14 protein-coding genes are annotated in these 18,791 nt (G+C 44.5%); 8 read left to right on the top strand and 6 right to left on the bottom strand.

Going from position 1 to position 18,791, the window contains the following annotated elements; genetic code table 11:
- Positions 1-37 precede the first annotated feature (37 nt).
- The 5 genes from prmA (at position 38) to EYW48_RS01675 (ending at position 6,571) form a co-directional block, all read left to right on the top strand.
- Positions 38-925 carry a 50S ribosomal protein L11 methyltransferase gene (prmA, locus tag EYW48_RS01695; protein ID WP_171980188.1) on the top strand — a complete coding sequence of 296 codons (888 nt, stop codon included), beginning with the start codon at positions 38-40 and terminating at the stop codon, positions 923-925.
- 139 nt (positions 926-1,064) lie between these two features.
- Entirely contained in the window at positions 1,065-2,033 is a 969-nt protein-coding gene (dusB, locus tag EYW48_RS01690) for a tRNA dihydrouridine synthase DusB (RefSeq protein WP_053309797.1), read from the top strand.
- A 23-nt stretch (positions 2,034-2,056) separates the two neighbouring features.
- Complete coding sequence (gene fis, locus EYW48_RS01685) at positions 2,057-2,353, top strand: DNA-binding transcriptional regulator Fis (protein WP_010320338.1); 297 nt, start codon at positions 2,057-2,059, stop codon at positions 2,351-2,353.
- A gap of 306 nt (positions 2,354-2,659) precedes the next feature.
- Entirely contained in the window at positions 2,660-4,654 is a 1,995-nt protein-coding gene (locus EYW48_RS01680) for an ATP-binding protein (protein ID WP_277431800.1), read from the top strand.
- A gap of 276 nt (positions 4,655-4,930) precedes the next feature.
- The gene (locus EYW48_RS01675) at positions 4,931-6,571 is read left to right on the top strand and encodes a methyl-accepting chemotaxis protein (protein ID WP_277431799.1); all 1,641 of its coding nucleotides are present in this window, start codon (positions 4,931-4,933) and stop codon (positions 6,569-6,571) included.
- A 117-nt stretch (positions 6,572-6,688) separates the two neighbouring features.
- On the opposite strand, the gene EYW48_RS01670 is transcribed toward EYW48_RS01675, so the two are convergent.
- From EYW48_RS01670 to zntR, 4 genes are all read right to left on the bottom strand, one after another.
- The gene (locus tag EYW48_RS01670; RefSeq protein WP_274673390.1) at positions 6,689-8,824 is read right to left on the bottom strand and encodes a lysine decarboxylase CadA; all 2,136 of its coding nucleotides are present in this window, start codon (positions 8,822-8,824) and stop codon (positions 6,689-6,691) included.
- A 117-nt stretch (positions 8,825-8,941) separates the two neighbouring features.
- Positions 8,942-10,282 carry a cadaverine/lysine antiporter gene (gene cadB / locus EYW48_RS01665; RefSeq protein WP_053309656.1) on the bottom strand — a complete coding sequence of 447 codons (1,341 nt, stop codon included), beginning with the start codon at positions 10,280-10,282 and terminating at the stop codon, positions 8,942-8,944.
- A gap of 522 nt (positions 10,283-10,804) precedes the next feature.
- Complete coding sequence (gene cadC, locus EYW48_RS01660; RefSeq protein WP_277431798.1) at positions 10,805-12,388, bottom strand: lysine decarboxylation/transport transcriptional activator CadC; 1,584 nt, start codon at positions 12,386-12,388, stop codon at positions 10,805-10,807.
- Between the two features lie 144 nt (positions 12,389-12,532).
- Complete coding sequence (gene zntR, locus EYW48_RS01655) at positions 12,533-12,943, bottom strand: Zn(2+)-responsive transcriptional regulator (RefSeq protein ID WP_176313061.1); 411 nt, start codon at positions 12,941-12,943, stop codon at positions 12,533-12,535.
- 164 nt (positions 12,944-13,107) lie between these two features.
- On the opposite strand from zntR, the gene purH reads away from it, so the two are divergent.
- Together purH and purD are read left to right on the top strand one after the other, a co-directional pair.
- On the top strand, positions 13,108-14,718 hold the full coding sequence (purH, locus tag EYW48_RS01650) for a bifunctional phosphoribosylaminoimidazolecarboxamide formyltransferase/IMP cyclohydrolase (RefSeq protein WP_277431797.1): 1,611 nt from the start codon (positions 13,108-13,110) through the stop codon (positions 14,716-14,718).
- A gap of 95 nt (positions 14,719-14,813) precedes the next feature.
- Positions 14,814-16,109: a phosphoribosylamine--glycine ligase gene (gene purD / locus EYW48_RS01645; protein ID WP_176246724.1), complete on the top strand. Its 1,296-nt coding sequence runs from the start codon at positions 14,814-14,816 to the stop codon at positions 16,107-16,109.
- Between the two features lie 51 nt (positions 16,110-16,160).
- On the opposite strand, the gene EYW48_RS01640 is transcribed toward purD, so the two are convergent.
- Both EYW48_RS01640 and hupA read right to left on the bottom strand, forming a co-directional pair.
- The gene (locus EYW48_RS01640) at positions 16,161-16,844 is read right to left on the bottom strand and encodes a DUF1481 domain-containing protein (RefSeq protein WP_274673387.1); all 684 of its coding nucleotides are present in this window, start codon (positions 16,842-16,844) and stop codon (positions 16,161-16,163) included.
- A gap of 42 nt (positions 16,845-16,886) precedes the next feature.
- Positions 16,887-17,159 carry a nucleoid-associated protein HU-alpha gene (gene hupA / locus EYW48_RS01635; protein ID WP_010320328.1) on the bottom strand — a complete coding sequence of 91 codons (273 nt, stop codon included), beginning with the start codon at positions 17,157-17,159 and terminating at the stop codon, positions 16,887-16,889.
- A 315-nt stretch (positions 17,160-17,474) separates the two neighbouring features.
- On the opposite strand from hupA, the gene EYW48_RS01630 reads away from it, so the two are divergent.
- Positions 17,475-18,530 carry a hemolysin family protein gene (locus tag EYW48_RS01630; RefSeq protein WP_277431796.1) on the top strand — a complete coding sequence of 352 codons (1,056 nt, stop codon included), beginning with the start codon at positions 17,475-17,477 and terminating at the stop codon, positions 18,528-18,530.
- The last annotated feature ends 261 nt before the right edge of the window (positions 18,531-18,791 follow it).

Raw genomic sequence — 18,791 nt, 5'->3', positions numbered from 1 at the left:
ACTCTGCGCCAATTGACGATATGAAAGAGCAACTGACATGCCTTGGATTCAAATTAAACTGAACGCAACTAACGCCAATGCGGAACAAATTGGCGATATGCTGATGGAAGAAACTGGAGCATTATCAGTTACTTTCCTTGATGCACAAGATACTCCAGTATTCGAACCACTACCGGGTGAAACGCGCCTATGGGGCGATACCGATATTCTGGCATTGTATGATGCCGAAGCTGATACCGCGTGGGTACTTGAACAAATTCAGGCAAGCCAACTGCTCAGCCAAGACTTTGCCTACAAAGTTGAACAGCTCGAAGACAAAGACTGGGAACGTGAATGGATGGATAACTTCCACCCAATGAAATTTGGTCAACGCTTATGGATCTGCCCAAGCTGGCGCGACATTCCAGAACCAGATGCAGTAAACGTAATGCTTGACCCAGGCCTTGCCTTTGGCACAGGTACTCACCCAACAACAGCGCTCTGCTTAGAGTGGCTAGAAAGCTTAGACCTATCAGGTAAAACCGTGATCGATTTTGGTTGTGGCTCTGGTATTTTGGCGATTGCTGCCATCAAATTAGGGGCTGCAAAAGTTGTCGGTATTGATATCGACCCACAAGCACTGCTGGCGTCCAAAGACAACGCACAACGTAATGGCGTGGCTGACCAACTCGAAGTTTACTTACCCCAAGATCAACCTGAAGGGCTGATTGCCGATGTGGTTGTCGCTAACATTCTGGCAGGTCCATTGCGTGAACTAAACGCCATCATCAAGAGCCTAGTGAAGCCAAATGGTGTGCTAGCGATGTCTGGCGTGTTAGATACTCAAGCTGAAGATGTTGCCAACCATTACCGTGATGAACTTCACATCGATCCAATCATTGAGCAAAGTGAATGGTGTCGAATCTCTGGTCGCAAGCAAGGCTAGATAAGACTTTGCGCGCTAATTGACTGTATTTTATACAAATTACTAAAACAAATAGTAAATGCTCAAATATTAGTCTTTTCACGCAGTAAAAAAATGCGTAAAATGCGCGCCCTTGCTGGTACAGAACTGTGATGACGTTTTGAAAATCGGAAACTATCAACTTAAGAACAAACTTATCGTTGCTCCCATGGCGGGAGTGACCGACAGACCGTTTCGAGAGTTGTGCCTTCGCTATGGAGCGGGAATGGCCGTCAGTGAAATGATGTCCTCAAATCCTGCTCTATGGAAAACGTCAAAGTCGAAACAACGCATGGTACATGAAGGCGAATCGGGCATTCGCTCTGTACAAATTGCCGGAGCCGACCCACAGTTGATGGCAGATGCCGCCCAGTTCAGTGTTGAAAACGGTGCTCAGATCATCGACATCAACATGGGTTGTCCAGCAAAAAAAGTGAATAAGAAGCTAGCAGGTTCTGCATTGCTACAATTTCCGGACACGATAGAACAGATCCTGAAAGCAGTAGTGAATGCAGTCGATGTCCCAGTGACATTGAAGACCCGCACTGGCTGGGACACAGACAATAAAAACTGTGTCCACATCGCTAAATTAGCCGAAGACTGCGGCATACAAGCCTTGGCCCTGCATGGGAGAACCAAAGCATGTATGTACAAAGGCGAGGCCGAATACGACAGCATTAAAGCGGTGAAACAAGCCATCTCCATTCCGGTTATCGCTAACGGTGATATCGATAGCCCAGAGAAGGCGAAGTACGTACTAGATTACACTGGTGCCGACGCTTTAATGATTGGACGCCCTGCCCAAGGTCGTCCGTGGATTTTTCAAGAAATCCAACACTATTTGGAAAACGGCACCACAATGCCTGAACTTCCGGCTGCGGAAGTGAAAGACATTATGCTTGGTCATGTTCACGCTCTACATAGTTTCTATGGCGAGTATTTAGGCCCCCGTATTGCACGTAAGCACGTGGGTTGGTACCTAAAAGAGCATCAACAAGCGAGTGAGTTTCGCCGTACCTTCAACGCTATTGACGCAGCGCCGCTGCAAATAGACGCGTTAGAAGGTTATTTTGATAACGTTGCATCATAATTAAGAGAAGAGCTAGACCGCATATGTTCGAACAAAATCTGACTTCAGAAGCTTTCACAGTAACAACCGTAACTTCACAAGATCAAATCACGCAAAAACCATTACGTGATTCAGTTAAAGCATCTCTTAAAAACTATCTTGCTCAGTTAAACGGCCAAGAAGTGACAGAACTATACGAATTAGTTCTCGCTGAAGTTGAACAGCCACTATTAGACACCATCATGCAATACACTCGCGGTAATCAAACTCGCGCAGCAACCATGATGGGTATCAACCGCGGTACTCTGCGTAAGAAGCTAAAAAAATACGGCATGAACTAATAAAAATTAGTTAAACCATTGAATTTTAAGCCACACTCCCTTTATGTGAGTGTGGCTTTTTATTTATATGTACCCAAAGATGTGGACTAAAGAATAAAGTAGTATTAACGTGAATAACTGTAGCAGCGTAAATAAGGTGAGGACGATTAGCTTTGAGTCTTTTCTAACTATTAGTGATGGGTAGAAAAGCAAGCAGACTCGGAAGGTCAGAACTCTCGATAAAAAATCGATGTAGTCTCTAAGCAAATAGGTCAAACCAAGTTATTTAAAAAAGGCTTACTTCAACAGATGTTTGTGCGAGGAACCATGGCAGAGTTAACCCTAAATAGCCTCGAAGACATTCAACTACTACAAGAGAGTGCCGAAGTAGAGTGCAAACTCGCTTGTGGTCGCGATGGTAAAGGCGCAGTCCCTAATGATATGTGGGAAACCTACAGCGCGTTTGCCAACACTCGTGGTGGTGTCATTCTGCTTGGCATCAAGGAAAAGCGCGGCCAGTTTACCCTTGAAGGTATCGCAAACCCTGCCCCATTGGTTAAGAACATCGTTGATACGGTCAACAACCCCAACAAGGTCAGTGGTAACTTACTCAGCGAGCGAGACGTATGCGTTGAGGTTATCGAAGGTAAGTCTCTTATTCGCATTGACGTGCCGAGAGCGCCGCGCAAAGAGCGCCCGATTTATATCAATGGCAACCCTATTACAGGTAGCTTTGTACGTCGTTACGAAGCCGACCAGAAATGTTCTGCCGATACCGTCAAACAGATGATGGCCGAGCAAGAGAACGAGCGCGACCAAAGAATACTAGAACACTTTACTATTGATGATATCGAGCCCGAAAGCCTTCGTGTCTATCGTCAAATGTTTAAAGACGCGAAGCCTCAGCACCCTTTTTTAGAACTCTCGGCTCAAGAATTTCTGCGCTCTATTCGTGCTTGGCGACGAGATCGCGCATCGGGTATTGAAGGGTTAACGTTAGCAGGGCTGGTGATGTTTGGTCGTTGGGATGCGCTACAAGATGCCTTTCCGGCTTACTCTCTCGACTACCAAGAGAAAGACGATAGCTCTCACCGCTGGATTGACCGTATTTATACCGATGGTTCATGGTCAGGTAATGCCTTTGATTTCTACCGCAAGGTGTATCGTAAGCTCACCGCCGACTTAAAAGTAAGCTTTCAACTGAGTGATGGCCAACGCCTTGATACGTCTCCGGCTCATGAAGCAATTCGAGAGGCCTTGGTCAACACACTCGCGCACGCCGACTTTGATTCAGAAGATAATATTCTGATCGAAAAACACCCTGATTTTATTGGTTTTCGTAATCCTGGCTTGATGCGAATTCCTGTTCAAGAAGCAATTGCTGGTGGCAACAGTCAGTGCCGTAATCCGGCCATTCACCAAATGTTCTTGAATATTGGTCTTAGTGAAAAAGCAGGCTCCGGCATTCCTAAAATTTACAGCAACTGCCGTAGTCAAAACTGGCAACCGCCACACCTCTACGAAAAACACGAACTCGGTCAAACACTGCTAGAGCTGCGAATGGTGAACATCCTTTCCCCAGAACTCCACCAGCAGTTGGTCGATCTCTTTGGTGAAAACTACAAACAACTGAGCGAGCTGAAACGCACAATTCTGGTAACGGCTGTGACTGAATCTTGGTTTAACCATGAGCGAATTTGTTCCCTTACTTCTGAACACACACGTGAAGTAACGCTAGCGCTAAGCCAATTAGTCTCGGCTGGTTATTTAAATTCAGCAGGCAAACATAAAGGTAAAATATACCACCTTAAAGGGATTGAAGTACCTACACCAGACAACGATGCAGGCAAAAGCATTAGCTTTGTGGCCTCACCGAGTGCGGCGCAACTTTCTCTGTTTGAACCTGAGCCGACAACATTAGTGCCGGACCTCAAAAATGATGCGCCGGACCTAGTGCCGGACCTCAAACATGATGTGCCGGACCTAAATAGAAATGCGCCGGAGTCTACAAGTAGCTTCACCGCAGAAGACCAACAACTTTGGGGAGAGTTAAGAGCTATTGCACAACCAGTACTGCAGCAGCAAGGCCGTAAAAATAAACCTGATGTAAAGAACATCATTCTAGTCCTCTGCGCTCACGCAGCACCGAACTGCCTACGGCTCTCCGACCTTGCTGAATTACTTGGCATGAATACAGAAACGCTGAGACGCCACTACCTAAGCCCTATGGTTAAAGAGCAACAGCTATACCTAGCATTTCCGACTGTTCCTAACCATCCAGAGCAAGGCTACACCACTCAAAACAATACCAAACTCGACTAAGCAAGTCGGTAAATACCATCGCTTTCAAAACCGAGCCTCAGTGCTCGGTTTTTTCGTTTTAAACACGTTTTGTTGTGAGATTTAAAAAATGAAACGATGAATAAGCTGACGTATTACTCCTCCTTTAGTCGCATTTACGTAAAAAATTCACTCTGTTATGTTCAATTTTTTAGAAATCCAACCATTAATGAGCAAACTTCAGCCATAATAAAAAATCCAATAATAAAAATGATTCTTTAGAGAAGTATCGCCAGCCGTATTCAAGGAGTGAAGTTTATGGCCCTATCTAGCTTACGTCGCACCAAAATCAGAACCCGCTTATTCTTGCTGACAAGCGTTATCACACTGCTGTTATTGATGCCTTTTATTTCGATGCTCAATGATTATCAAAATGATCTAATGACCGCAAAGCAAACCAAAACCCGCCACTTGGTGGAGGCAGGGCATAGCTTGCTTGATCATTACCATCAATTGCAACAAAGTGGCTCGCTATCTCAACAACAAGCTCAAACGCAAGCCAAACAAGCCATTGCTAAACTTCGCTACCAAAATAAAGATTATTTCTGGATCAATGATTCTGAACCCAAAATGGTCATGCACCCGATCAAGCCACAACTGGATGGAAAAAATCTCTCTGCAATCAAAGACCCAACCGGTAAAAACCTTTTCGTTGAATTCGTTAATGTCACTAGAAAACAAGGAGAGGGATTTGTCAGCTATATGTGGCCAAAGCCCGGCTCCAACGTTGATGTAGAAAAAATTTCATACGTAAAACTGTTTAAGCCCTGGGGATGGATCATTGGGACTGGGGTATATATAGATGATGTCAACGCGCTGATCTGGCAACGCATTCAATCGGTTCTTATGCTGCTTAGCGGCGTCATTGTGGTGATGATCGCCCTCTCTGCCACCATCAGCCGCAGCATTACTCAGCCTTGTGAAGAAACGCAAAATGCATTGGAAGAGATAGCTAAAGGTGATGGCGACTTAACCAAGCAGTTGGACGTAAAAGGCAATGATGAACTCTCGCATATCGCACAAGCCTTCAATGAATTTACGGCCAAAATTCGTCACATTGTTCTAGATATTAACCCGATAACTGAACACATCACAGGCTCTGCCATTGAGTTAACACAAGTGGCTCAAAACGCATCGAATAAAGCCATGGATCAACAGCAATCAGTCGATACCGTAGCTTCGGCGATGAATCAGTTACATGCAAGCAACCAAGAGGTAGCCAACTCCGCCCACGATGCAGCCAAAGCCGCGCACACCGCGAGTGAAAAAGGCCAAGCTGGTAGTGCTGTGATTGCCAAAGCCTCAAGTTATATGGATTCATTATCCGACTTATTAACCGCTACCGAAGCGACCACTCAAAGCCTAACTAAAGAAACACAAGATGTCGGTGCAGTACTGGCGGTGATTCGAGGCGTGGCAGAGCAAACCAACTTATTGGCACTTAACGCGGCCATTGAGGCGGCTCGCGCAGGTGAACAAGGGCGAGGCTTTGCGGTAGTTGCCGATGAAGTGCGCGCACTGGCGACTCGAACTCAAACTAGCACCAATGAAATTGAACAGATCATTGCTAGCTTGCAAAATCGAGCCAAAGAACTCGGCCAGTCGATGGAACAAACTCAGCAGCAATCAAAAGCAACTCAAGAACAGGCTGAGCTTGCACAGCAAATGCTCAATGAAATTGATGAGCAAGTGAATGCTATTTTATCGCTCAATGAACACATCGCTGAAGCCAGTTCTCAGCAAACTATGGCGACCGATGAAATCAGCCGCAACTTAACCAATATCGCCGATCACAGCACCCAAGCGGCAGCGCAAGCGAACCAAGTTGTCGCCGCCAGCGAACAATTGATGCAAAGCGGCCAGCAACTGGCTCGTAGCGTCGGCGTGTTTAAGGTTTAAATGAACGGCTTAATTCGATGATTGAGAAATAAAAACGAAAAAGAGAGAGCCAAAAGGCTCTCTCTGCTCGACGTACGTTGGTGAATGGGGGCACGCTCGAATTAATTTTCTATTTTCTTAATCTTTCAGCACTTTCACTGTGTAACTACCATCGGCTTGACGATACAAACCGTGAATATCCGTTTCAAAGCCAGGATAATGAGCACCGATTTCACACAGCATTTCTAAAAACTCTAATACTGGACGAGAACTTTCTGTGACCATTTCACCAGGTAGCACCAATGGAACACCTGGAGGGTAAGGCAAGATCATATTAGCACTGACACGATTAACCATTTCATTCAACAGCACTTCTTCCGTTTGACCACGAAGCTCTTGTTGCCATGCCGCGTGTGGCGTCACTTTCATCTCAGGCAATACATCAAATGCTTTGTACATCAATTCTGGCAATGCATATTTCTTAGTCAGGTCATGAATACCTTGCGCCAATTCTTGGATACGCATGCCCTCGTAAAAACTTGGATCTTCTTTATAAAGCGAAGGCAACATTGTACGAATGGTCAAGTTCAAATCGTAGCCACGTTTAAACTCTGTTAAACCACGCAGCAATTGCATCGCTTTCGATTTATCAATACCGATCGAGAATAAGAACAGCAGGTTGTATGGGCCTGTTTTTTCGACCACGATGCCGTGCTCATCCAAGAATTTAGCCACTAATGAAGCCGGAATTCCTGATTGCTCAAGCTGACCATCTTTACTCATACCGGGAGTTAATAACGTAATTTTGATTGGATCAAGATACATGTGGTTGTCATCCATATTCTTGAAGCCGTGCCATGTATCGCTAGGGTCCAGTTTCCAACATTCAGTCGTATCGATATTTTCTGGTTGCCATACATCGAAGAACCAGCTGTCGCTTTCAGCTTCTAGGCGTTTGATCTCTTTACGGAAGCGGATTGCGCGATCGATAGAATCTTGCATTAACTTCTTACCAGTATTGCCGCGCATCATTGCTGCCGCAGTTTCGGTAGAAGCAACAATGCCGTACTGAGGTGAAGTTGAAGTGTGCATCATGAATGCTTCGTTGAAAGATTCTTTATCGAAATCACCTTTCACGTGAATCATTGACGCTTGTGAGAACGCTGCCAGCAGTTTGTGTGTGGATTGTGTCTCGTAAAACACTTTACCAGGCATCGCTTCACCACTCATACCACATTTACCGTCGTAAATTGGATTGAAGTTAGTGTAAGGCACCCAAGCACTGTCGAAGTGGATGTGTTTACAATCTAGCGATTCTTTGATGAATTGCGTGTTGTACAGCAGACCATCGTAAGTCGAGTTAGTCACGACAGCGTAAGATGGAGCAGTTGCACCTGGTGTTTTCGCTACTTTCTCTGCAATCACGTCACGGCTGAATTCACTTTGTGGAATACCGCCAAGGATGCCATATGCGTTACGAGTTGGGCGGAAGTAGATTGGCGTTACGTCAGTCATCATCATTAAATGAGTTAATGATTTATGGCAGTTACGGTCCACTAACACAGTGCTACCCGCCGGCGCAGAATACATGCCCACGATTTTGTTCGATGTAGACGTACCATTGGTTACGATGTAAGAACTGTCGGCATTAAATGTGCGTGCAATGTACTCTTCCGCTTCTTTATGAGGACCAGAATGATCGAGCAGTGAACCCAGTTCAGGCATCGAGATCGAGACATCAGCTTTGAAGGTATTTGGGCCATAAAAATCATAGAAGATGCTACCAGCAGGGCTTTTTTGGAAAGCCGTACCGCCCATGTGGCCTGGGGTACAGAAGGTGTATTTACCCTCTTCGACATACTTAAACAATGCTTTGGTGAACGGAGGCATGATCGCATCTTTGTATTGCTGTGTTGCTTGGTTAATTTTTATCGCAATATCGTCTGCCATACCTAAAGCATATTCAAAGAAGCTGACGTTCAAACGTAGATCAGTCAGTGAGATATCAAGTGTTGATTGGTCATTAGCAAATGCATGTACTGGCAGTTTTTCATTAACGTTACTAATGCGTTCACACAACTCTAGCGAGTATTTATCCCAGTCAAATAACACACCACAAATACGTGGGTTCATTTCGATAAGTTTGATCAAATCTTTATCATCGACAGGGTAAACCACTTCGTAACCCGCTTTTTCTAATGCGGTGTGAAGTTGGCGAACAGGCTCTTCTTTAAAGAACACACCCATATGGTTCAAGATAGCAAAAATATTCATCAGGACATCTCCAAGGCGAAAAAGGGCGCTCTCCATCAATTGAGATGGTGAGTAAGACGAGCGCCAAATTTAAAATTAAGGGCTAACGTGCCGTGAATAACACGCTAGCTTGAGGAATTACGCGGCAGACACAGGAGTGTCATTTTTGTGTTGTTCGATGTACTGAGCCAAACCCACTTTCTTGGTGTAGAACATCAAAATAATAAGTGAAACGATGAAGGTAGCAGTCAGTGTTGAGCCTTCTGCGCCAGCGAGAGCAATCATGCAAAATACACAGGCAATTCCAGAGAAAAACATGATAAAACCGTTGCGTGTTGTCATACCTTCGAATCGAATTAAGTTAATACTTGAATAGAAGTAAGGCAGCATTGTGAGTAACACGGCATCAGTCGTTAACTGATTAAATAAGTCCGCAGTATGTGCTGATTGAGAGCTGAAGGCAGTCAATACAATCATTAACGTCGTCATTTTTAGCGAAGCGAGTATCAAACCTTTTTTCGCTACACCGTTTTTATCAGTCTCACCGTAAATTTTAGGGAAGTTACCATCGTGAGCCGCACGCTTACCTGCCTCACCAACCAACATCATCCAAGAGCCAAGTGATGTGAAGCAAGCTAATGCAGTGAATGCTGCAACGAATGGTGCTGACCAGCTACCAAAGATTTCTGTTGTTGCTAGAGCAAACGGAGCGCCGGATGCCGCAACTTCTGCAGCAGGAAACATACCGCTAATGACTTGAGTTGATAGGATATAAATAACGCCAGCAATAGCAGTACCTAACATTGTCGCTAGGGGAACAGTGCGTTTTGGATTTTTGACCATACCAGATGATACGGCTGCTGATTCAACGCCAACAAATGACCATAGACAGATAAGCACTGCACTAATCACAGCATGGCTATTTGTGCCTGAAGATACATTCCAGTTTTGGTTATATAGTGCAGGATCAAAATGTCCCCAACCAACAACAGCAGTACCAACGACAGGAATAAGAATTAGACCCAGACCTAGAGTACAAAGACGGCTGACCCAACTACCACCGAGTAAGTTAACTAAGGTAAATAGCCACACCGATGCAATCGTCGCTGCAGCGGCAGGGATAGGATTATTTAAAGCAGGGAAAAAAACTGAGAGATATGAAACACCAGTAATTGCGATTGCTAGGTTACCAATCCAGTTTGCATGGTAGTAAAGAACGCCCGTTTGAAAACCAAATACCGGTGATACCTCACCAGCGTAAGCGATTGGACCGCCTTCTTGAGGATTCTTTGTTGCTAAACGGGCAAATACAAACGCTAAACTTAATGCACCAACTAAACAGATAATCCAACTAAAGATTGATACTGATCCAACAGCAGCCAATGAAGAAGGTAATAGTGCAATACCACTTCCCATCATGTTGCCGGCAACGACTCCTGTACAGGCAATCAAACCGATTTTTTTTGCATTCGATGACATAACGTCTCCCAATATTTTTCAATAAGCCAACAAGCTCAAATCATAAGTTGGCTGTCATCACGCATAACTTTGTCGGTATACACAATGAACGACACCCCACTGAATTTGGCAGCAGATTACGCTTAAAACTCATAAAAAAAATAAGGATATCGTTATCAATAAAACAATGAGTAAATCGGTAGGTTTTTTAGAAAACCTTGATAATGAATAATATAAAAGTCGTTGTTTTTCATACTGATAGAAAATAGAGAATCAAAATTGTAAAGGTTATAAAAAACTCAACCAACAAGACGAAGCATATCAACGGCAATATAAACTTATACTAAAACTACGTGGATCTGCAGGTAGGCGGCAAGTGAGTGAATCCCCATGAGCATAGACACGCGATGTGATTGGGGTGAACGAACGTATAGCCAACACCACTGCAGCTTCAAGTAGAAAGAGGATATCAAGCAAGAGGAAAGGAGTGAATCCGGATGGGACGCAACCATTCATCCGGACTTAGAAGGGAAAGCGAGCAAGTTAAATCACTGGCACTACAGAAGGGTGCACCGAACGGTAAAGCGCGTAATCGATCGATTTTAAATTGCTATAAAATGCTAAGTTTTCACATAACATGTAGGTTTCCATAGAGGTATTCATATAAAACGCTTCACTGTAAGCATCACTCGCACGTTCCCTATCCCCTTTCAATTCAGACAACTTACCCAGCAACACGTACGACAACACCGATGAACGCTTCTCTAATGACAGTTGCAAGTAGACCTGTGCTTTGTCTGGGTTATCGCTAAGCATCTCATGCAGCGCTAACGCTTCATAAACTCGGGCTGGTAAAGTGTGCTGCGTTTGTTCAAGTTCATTACTCAAGGTCTGGCTGACCACGTTAATCTGTTCATTAACAGACATTAACGCAGGATCGAGTGCTAACTGTACATAATACGCAATTAACAGCTCAGCTTGAACATAAGCATTATGCGGCTCTATCTTCAATACACGTTCAAGCAAGGCGATAGCATGCTTGAAGTCTTGAGGCTTAGACAAATTCAGATAATGATTGGCATGAATCAATAACGTGAGCGCTTGATGATCCGAAGGTAAACCTTGCATTAGTTGGCTTGCTTTCTGCTCAGCGTTGGGCACATCTAACGCTTGCATCAAATCAAATGAGGCTTGCTCCATAACTCGGTGCAACTGCGAAGTGGCGAGTGAATACTGACGACTGAATAAAATCGTATTTGATGCATTGCTACGATACTCCACATCTAAATAAGCTTTGTTGGCTTGTTCTTTCACCTCAACCGTCACTGATTTACCCGGCACAATACCTGACGAAAAGGGAGTTTGACTTAAATGAACTCGGTAATCACTGACTTGAATAATATCCGCCATCAACTTCTGCACGACACCATCAGCCAACTCATCATTCGATGCCTGTTTGGAAAAACTGTTTTGCAACCGAAACTCAATCAAATGTGTATCCATTGCTTGAGTAATCTTGGTTGCTGACTGATGATAAGTGAATAGTGCAAAAGCGACGATCAACACACTCACCCACATAATATCCAAAGTAATAGATTTCCAACGCGACACCTGACCCGTTTTATTCAGCCTTGAATTGGCTTTACTGCGGTAACTCAATGCACGCGTAAGCGGAGCGGCGGGAAAAGAGACTTCATTGATAATTTCTGAGGTTTCACTGTGTGGCGTTTCGGAAACAGACAAATCTTTTACTGGTTCATTTGATGCGACAACGCCAACGCGTTGCTGTGCAAATTGTTCTGACGTAATTTCAGACACATTCGCCATTAATTTATAGCCGCGTTTCGGCACGGTGGTGAGATAATTAATGTTCTCCTCACGCCCATCACGTAGTAGTTTTCGCAGCTCAAAGATTGATTGAGTCACCACTTGGTCGGTCACAATCGCTCCGTTCCAAACGTGCTCTATCAACTCTTCACGACAAAACACTTCCCCTGAATTTCTTGCAAGAAAATATAAAAGGTTTATTAATCTCGGTTCGACCGCAACTTCCCTATCTTGGCGATACAACTTATTTTCATCAACGCTCAAAATCCAGTCGTTGATTTGAAAATACATTCCAACCATGTGTGCACCACAAGCAATAACAGTAATGAGAGATATTTCACATATCTATTTAATTTAGATATCAAAAGGCTCAATAAAATAAGCGGGCGATTATATAAAGGTTTATATAACGTCCCTAACACTCACTGTTATCAAAAATGCAAACTAAGGTTTATTGGTAGCTAACGCGGTCAAAATAGAACAGTGACTGGCGTTATCTTCAGCATGACCGCAACACGCATCATTAATTTTCTTTAATGCTTGACGAATAGTGGTCAGTTCAGCAATTTTTTGGTCGATTGACATCAATTTTGCTGAGGTGATCGATTTCACTTCCGCACAACTATGTACCGTTGCTTCCAATTTAATTTCTAATAGTTCTTTTATCTCATCTAAACTCAGTCCGACTCCTTTCGCCTTAAGAATAAAACTGACTTGTTGCTGGTTTTCTTCAGTATATAAACGGTAACCAGACTCACTGCGCCCTGCTGGCTTAATCAACGCATTTTTTTCATAAAAACGTAATGTATCTGTCGATACACCACACCGTTTTGCTAATTCACCGATCTGAAACATAAACACCTCAATTAACCTTTTCGTAACTTTTATTGCCTATCCTCGCCATTTCTACAATTATTTTTGCAATGGCAAACGATTGCGCGAGCTTTTTTGTAATTATTTGGTTAGAATGTGCGCCATCAAATTTCCCATTAACTCCATGATTTGAGGAAGACCGAAGCATGAATAACGCTCGTCCTATTCACCGCGCATTGATCAGCGTATCAGACAAAACCGGCATTGTTGAGTTCGCTCAAGCATTAACGAAGCGTGGTGTCGATATTCTTTCTACTGGCGGCACCGCTCGCCTATTGGCAGACCAAGGTATTGCAGTAACAGAAGTCTCTGACTATACCGGTTTCCCTGAAATGATGGATGGCCGTGTGAAAACACTACACCCGAAAGTGCATGGTGGCGTTCTGGGCCGCCGCGGCCAAGATGATGAAATCATGCAAAAACACGGTATTCAAGCCATTGATATGGTGGTAGTGAACTTGTACCCATTTGCAGAAACCGTAGCAAAAGCAGGTTGTACCCTAGCCGATGCCGTAGAAAACATCGATATCGGCGGCCCGACTATGGTTCGCTCTGCGGCTAAAAACCACAAAGACGTAACTATCGTGGTGAATGCACATGACTATGACCGTGTAATTGCTGAGATGGACGCTAACGATAAGTCTCTTACTCTAGAAACTCGTTTTGACCTTGCGATTGCGGCCTTCGAACATACTGCAGCTTACGATGGCATGATCGCCAACTACTTCGGCACTATGGTTCCTTCTTACGGCGCCTCTTTACTTGATGACGAAGGAAAGAAGGCCGATGAAGAGAGCAAATTCCCTCGCACCTTCAACCAGCAGTTCCTCAAAAAACAAGATATGCGCTATGGTGAGAACAGTCACCAAGCGGCCGCTTTCTATGTTGAAGCCAATTCAGAGGAAGCCTCAGTCTCGACTGCACGCCAAATCCAAGGCAAAGCGCTGTCTTACAACAATATCGCCGATACAGACGCAGCACTTGAGTGCGTGAAAGAATTCGCCGAGCCAGCATGTGTGATAGTAAAGCACGCTAACCCATGTGGTGTTGCACTGGGCGGTGACATTCTTGAAGCATACAACCGCGCTTACCAAACAGACCCAACGTCTGCATTTGGTGGCATCATCGCGTTCAACCGTGAGCTAGACGCCCAAACTGCAGCCGCTATCGTGGAACGTCAATTTGTTGAAGTGATCATCGCTCCTTCTGTTTCAGCGGAAGCGGTAGAAGTAGTTGCGGCGAAGAAAAACGTTCGCCTACTTGAATGCGGTCAATGGTCAACGAAGACAACAGGCTTTGATGTCAAGCGCGTTAATGGCGGCCTACTGGTGCAAGACCGTGATCAAGGCATGGTTTCAGCCGAAGAGCTTAAAGTTGTCTCTAAGCGCCACCCAACCGCAGAAGAGCTAAAAGACGCACTATTTTGTTGGAAGGTAGCGAAATACGTGAAATCTAACGCAATTGTTTACTCTAAGGGTGATATGACCATCGGCGTGGGCGCTGGCCAAATGAGTCGCGTCTACTCGGCGAAAATCGCTGGGATTAAGGCCGCAGATGAAGGACTACAAGTAGAAGGTTGTGTGATGGCATCAGACGCTTTCTTCCCATTCCGTGACGGCATCGATGCCGCTGCAGAAGCGGGTATAAAATGCGTGATTCAACCAGGTGGTTCAATGCGTGATGACGAAGTGATTGCCGCCGCCGACGAACACGGCATGGCGATGATCTTTACCGGAATGCGTCACTTCCGCCATTAATACTCTCTTCGTATTTGGCAGCGTGGCGTCGTTAACGACGCCACAGCAGCAACTACTTTGAGTGAACGATATTTTAAGATTAAGGAATTTTAAATATGCGAGTTTTAATTATTGGTTCTGGCGGTCGCGAACACGCTCTTGGTTGGAAAGTCGCGCAAAACTCTCAAGTTGAAACTGTATTTATTGCGCCAGGCAATGCAGGAACAGCACTTGAGCCTAAACTAGAAAACGTCAACATTGGCGTAGAGAGCATCTCTGAACTAGTTGAATTTGCCAAACAAAAACAGATTGAACTGACCATTGTTGGCCCTGAAGTTCCATTGGTTCTTGGCGTGGTTGATGCTTTCCGTGAAGCTAGATTACCTATTTTTGGTCCAACTCAGGCAGCGGCGCAACTTGAAGGCTCTAAAGCCTTTACTAAAGACTTCCTAGCTCGTCATAAAATTCCAACTGGGGCTTACGCCAATTTCACTGAAATTGACCCAGCTTTAGCATACGTACGTGAGCAAGGCGCACCGATTGTTGTCAAAGCTGACGGCCTTGCTGCTGGTAAAGGCGTTATCGTGGCGATGACCCTGCAAGAAGCGGAAGATGCGATTAAAGATATGCTGGCAGGCAACGCCTTTGGCAATGCAGGCAGTCGCGTAGTCATCGAAGAATTTTTAGATGGTGAAGAAGCAAGCTTTATCGTGATGGTTGATGGTGAAAATGTGTTACCCATGGCCACCAGCCAAGACCACAAACGTGTCGGCGACAAAGATACCGGCCCCAACACTGGCGGTATGGGCGCTTACTCCCCTGCGCCAGTTGTGACCGCTGAGATTCACGACCGTGTGATGCAAGAAGTCATTTACCCTACCGTACGCGGCATGGCTGCTGAAGGTAACCCATATACAGGTTTCTTGTACGCAGGTTTGATGATTGATGCTGCTGGCACACCAAAAGTGATCGAATACAACTGCCGTTTTGGTGACCCAGAAACCCAACCGATTATGATGCGCATGCAATCTGACTTGGTTGAACTCTGTTTGGCAGCTATCGACGGTAAACTTGATCAGATGGAATCGAAATGGGACCCTCGTGCGTCTATCGGTATTGTTCTTGCTGCTGGCGGTTATCCGGCTGATTACGCTAAAGGTGATGTCATTTCAGGCTTACCACAACAAGAAGTGGAAGGTGAGAAAATTTTCCACGCAGGTACAACCAACAACGATGCTGGCGATGTAGTCACTAACGGCGGCCGAGTACTGTGTGCAACAGCACTCGGTAATAGCGTATCAGAAGCTCAGCAGCTCGCTTACGCTCTTACTAAACAAGTGAGTTGGAATGGTATGTTCTACCGCAACGACATTGGTTACCGCGCGATTGCACGTGAGCAAGAGTCAAACTAAAAACAGCTCATCACATCTTGTCAATAAGGCGTTCAATGAACGCCTTATTTTTTAATCTTCTATCAATTGAGGCTTATTTACACAACCATGGTTTTCATCGGCCTGCATTAACAGCTTCTCAACATACATGCGGTTATTGCGAACCTTACCAAGAAAAGCGAGGTAATGCTTCGGTGACGAAGAGCTCGTATCAACGTGATGCAAGTTCTGATTGAATTCAACTTGACTGTATTGATTGCCAGTACAGCTTGCAAACACTTCACCATCCCAAACACCTTGGATTAATGACAAACCGCGATTGTCTTTAGTAACAGAAGCAACATACTGAGATTGCGCAAGGTAAATAGATAGCTGCTCTTTACTCAATGGCAGCACTTTTCCATCAACACGATATTGTTGATAAACCGCTTCACCATCTTTATTAAAACGCAGATGAATACTATAAGGCACCAAGTTATTGTTGCTCGGTAATGAACCTTCTCGCTTTAACTCTCGCAATGAGCCTTCGTCCCAACGGTAATTGGTTTGATAGCCACCATACTCGCCAGAATTAACATAGTCAGCAGCGCTGTTGGGCAAAACCAGACGCTCGGTATACCAATAAAAACTGGTGGCATCACCCATCGTTTGTCCACTGGTATAATTTACGTATTGTTCAATATTGGGCGTGTGGCTAGAAGCGGTGCATCCGATAAGGAAAAGAGAGCACAGAGATGGTAACAGGAATTTTTTCATGGGAAGAATCTACGCCGAGAGAGTATCTCGGCGTAGTATAAATTATTTCACTGAATCTTTCAGCGCTTTACCTGCTACAAATGCTGGAACGTTTGCTGCTGCGATTTGGATCTCAGCACCCGTTTTAGGGTTACGGCCAGTACGCGCTGCACGGTGGTTTACTTTGAATGTACCAAAACCAATTAGCTGAACTTGGTCACCCTCTTTGAGAGCACCTTCAACTGCGCCTAAAGTCGCTTCAAGAGCAGCTTTTGCTTGTGCTTTAGATAGGTCTGCTTTTTCTGCGATAAAGTCGATTAATTGGGTCTTGTTCATTAGGTTTCCCTTCTTATAGGTTATCGAATTGAGATCACTCTAAAGCATAAAGCCCCCGTCTGGCAAAGGTTTGTCACCGAACTTTTGTCTCTATGCCTTACTTTTAACCACAATATGAGCATTAACTCACAATTTGTTACTGATTAACAAAGCACATTGGCTTGTTTTTCATGCTTGAAAGCCTTATTTATAGCGTGTCTATACTTGAATAGCCTGATATTTCAAGTCAGTAGACGACTTAAAATATCAGCACCAGTCATGTTCAGGTATCGTGAAACGCACTATTGGTATGGTATATCTTACTAAGGATCATTCATGTTTTTGCTTACGGTTTATATTGCCGTTGCTATCGGTGTCTCTTTTATCTGTTCGGTTTTAGAGGCGGTGCTATTAAGCATTACACCAAGCTATCTTGCTCAACTACGTCAACAACAGCACCCTGCTGCTGAAAAACTCAACCAGTTAAAAGCGGATATTGATCGCCCGCTGGCTTCAATTTTAACGCTAAACACCATCGCTCATACCATCGGTGCAGCTAGTGCTGGTGCACAAGCTGCTGTGGTATTTGGCAGCGAATGGCTGGGGGTGTTCTCTGCAGTATTAACGTTAGGTATTTTGGTACTTTCTGAAATTGTCCCCAAAACCCTAGGCGCTACTTACTGGCGTCAACTGGCACCGGTTGCTGCCACAATACTACGTTGGATGGTTTGGGCATTGACTCCATTTGTCTGGTTTTCAGAGCAGATCACCAAGCGTTTGGCTCGTAATATTGAACAACCTAAAATGCGCGATGAATTATCGGCTATGGCACTACTTGCCAATGAAAGTGGTGAGCTTACCGAAGGCGAATCAAAAATACTCAATAACTTGTTGAGTATTCAGTATGTCCCGGTCACCCAAGTAATGACGCCACGCACGGTACTATTTCGCGTCGATGGCGAAATGACCATCAATGAATTTTTACAGCAACACAGTGAAACACCTTTCTCACGTCCACTGGTATATAGCCAAAGCAAAGGCAATATTGTCGGCTTTGTGCTTCGTTTGGAGCTATTTAAGCTGCAACAAAAAGGACAAGGTGAGAAACGTTTAGAAGAAGTGATGCGCCCACTGCATGCGCTTTTAAACAAAATGAGCCTGTTTAAAGCGTTCGAGCAAATCATGAAAAAGCGCCTACAGCTAGCCTTAGTAGTCGATGAATACGGTACAGTACAAGGCATTTTGACTTTAGAAGATATCTTTGAATATCTACTAGGTGAGCAAATTGTAGATGAGGCTGACAAGATCACCGACATGCAGCAGTTGGCCTACCAACGCTGGGAAATGTGGAAAAAGAAACACGGCGTCATTGAAAATCGAGATGAAGAATAATCACCAATAAGCTCGATGATTGAAAAAGGTGAAATGCAGAAAATTGATGATAACACCATTCAAATGAACATCACTTACAACAACGCTTTTAGGCGTGCGCAACGGAAATGATGTGGCTTATTATCTTGACGGTGGTATGCGCCCCATAATCCCACGGGGCGTTTTAATTTCAGTGTGAGACGTTCCAAGGCAGAAGAGAGTTAATATCAGGCTCTGGCTTTGCCAGTTCTTTCATACATTTGACCATGTAATCGTAGAGTA

The sequence above is a fragment of the Vibrio sp. 1180_3 genome (genome assembly GCF_029478545.1).
GTDB lineage: Bacteria > Pseudomonadota > Gammaproteobacteria > Enterobacterales > Vibrionaceae > Vibrio > Vibrio aestuarianus.
The sequence above is the reverse complement of the archived record's forward strand: the minus strand, read 5'-3'. Positions and strand labels throughout refer to the sequence as shown.

Bases quoted from the DNA above. Each gene is read 5' to 3' on its own strand.
- prmA (WP_171980188.1), top strand. From the start codon at position 38: ATGCCTTGGATTCAAATTAAACTGAACGCAACTAACGCCAATGCGGAA.
- fis (WP_010320338.1), top strand. From the start codon at position 2,057: ATGTTCGAACAAAATCTGACTTCAGAAGCTTTCACAGTAACAACCGTA.
- EYW48_RS01680 (WP_277431800.1), top strand. From the start codon at position 2,660: ATGGCAGAGTTAACCCTAAATAGCCTCGAAGACATTCAACTACTACAA.
- EYW48_RS01675 (WP_277431799.1), top strand. From the start codon at position 4,931: ATGGCCCTATCTAGCTTACGTCGCACCAAAATCAGAACCCGCTTATTC.
- EYW48_RS01670 (WP_274673390.1), bottom strand. From the start codon at position 8,824: ATGAATATTTTTGCTATCTTGAACCATATGGGTGTGTTCTTTAAAGAA.
- cadB (WP_053309656.1), bottom strand. From the start codon at position 10,282: ATGTCATCGAATGCAAAAAAAATCGGTTTGATTGCCTGTACAGGAGTC.
- cadC (WP_277431798.1), bottom strand. From the start codon at position 12,388: ATGGTTGGAATGTATTTTCAAATCAACGACTGGATTTTGAGCGTTGAT.
- zntR (WP_176313061.1), bottom strand. From the start codon at position 12,943: ATGTTTCAGATCGGTGAATTAGCAAAACGGTGTGGTGTATCGACAGAT.
- purH (WP_277431797.1), top strand. From the start codon at position 13,108: ATGAATAACGCTCGTCCTATTCACCGCGCATTGATCAGCGTATCAGAC.
- purD (WP_176246724.1), top strand. From the start codon at position 14,814: ATGCGAGTTTTAATTATTGGTTCTGGCGGTCGCGAACACGCTCTTGGT.
- EYW48_RS01640 (WP_274673387.1), bottom strand. From the start codon at position 16,844: ATGAAAAAATTCCTGTTACCATCTCTGTGCTCTCTTTTCCTTATCGGA.
- hupA (WP_010320328.1), bottom strand. From the start codon at position 17,159: ATGAACAAGACCCAATTAATCGACTTTATCGCAGAAAAAGCAGACCTA.
- EYW48_RS01630 (WP_277431796.1), top strand. From the start codon at position 17,475: ATGTTTTTGCTTACGGTTTATATTGCCGTTGCTATCGGTGTCTCTTTT.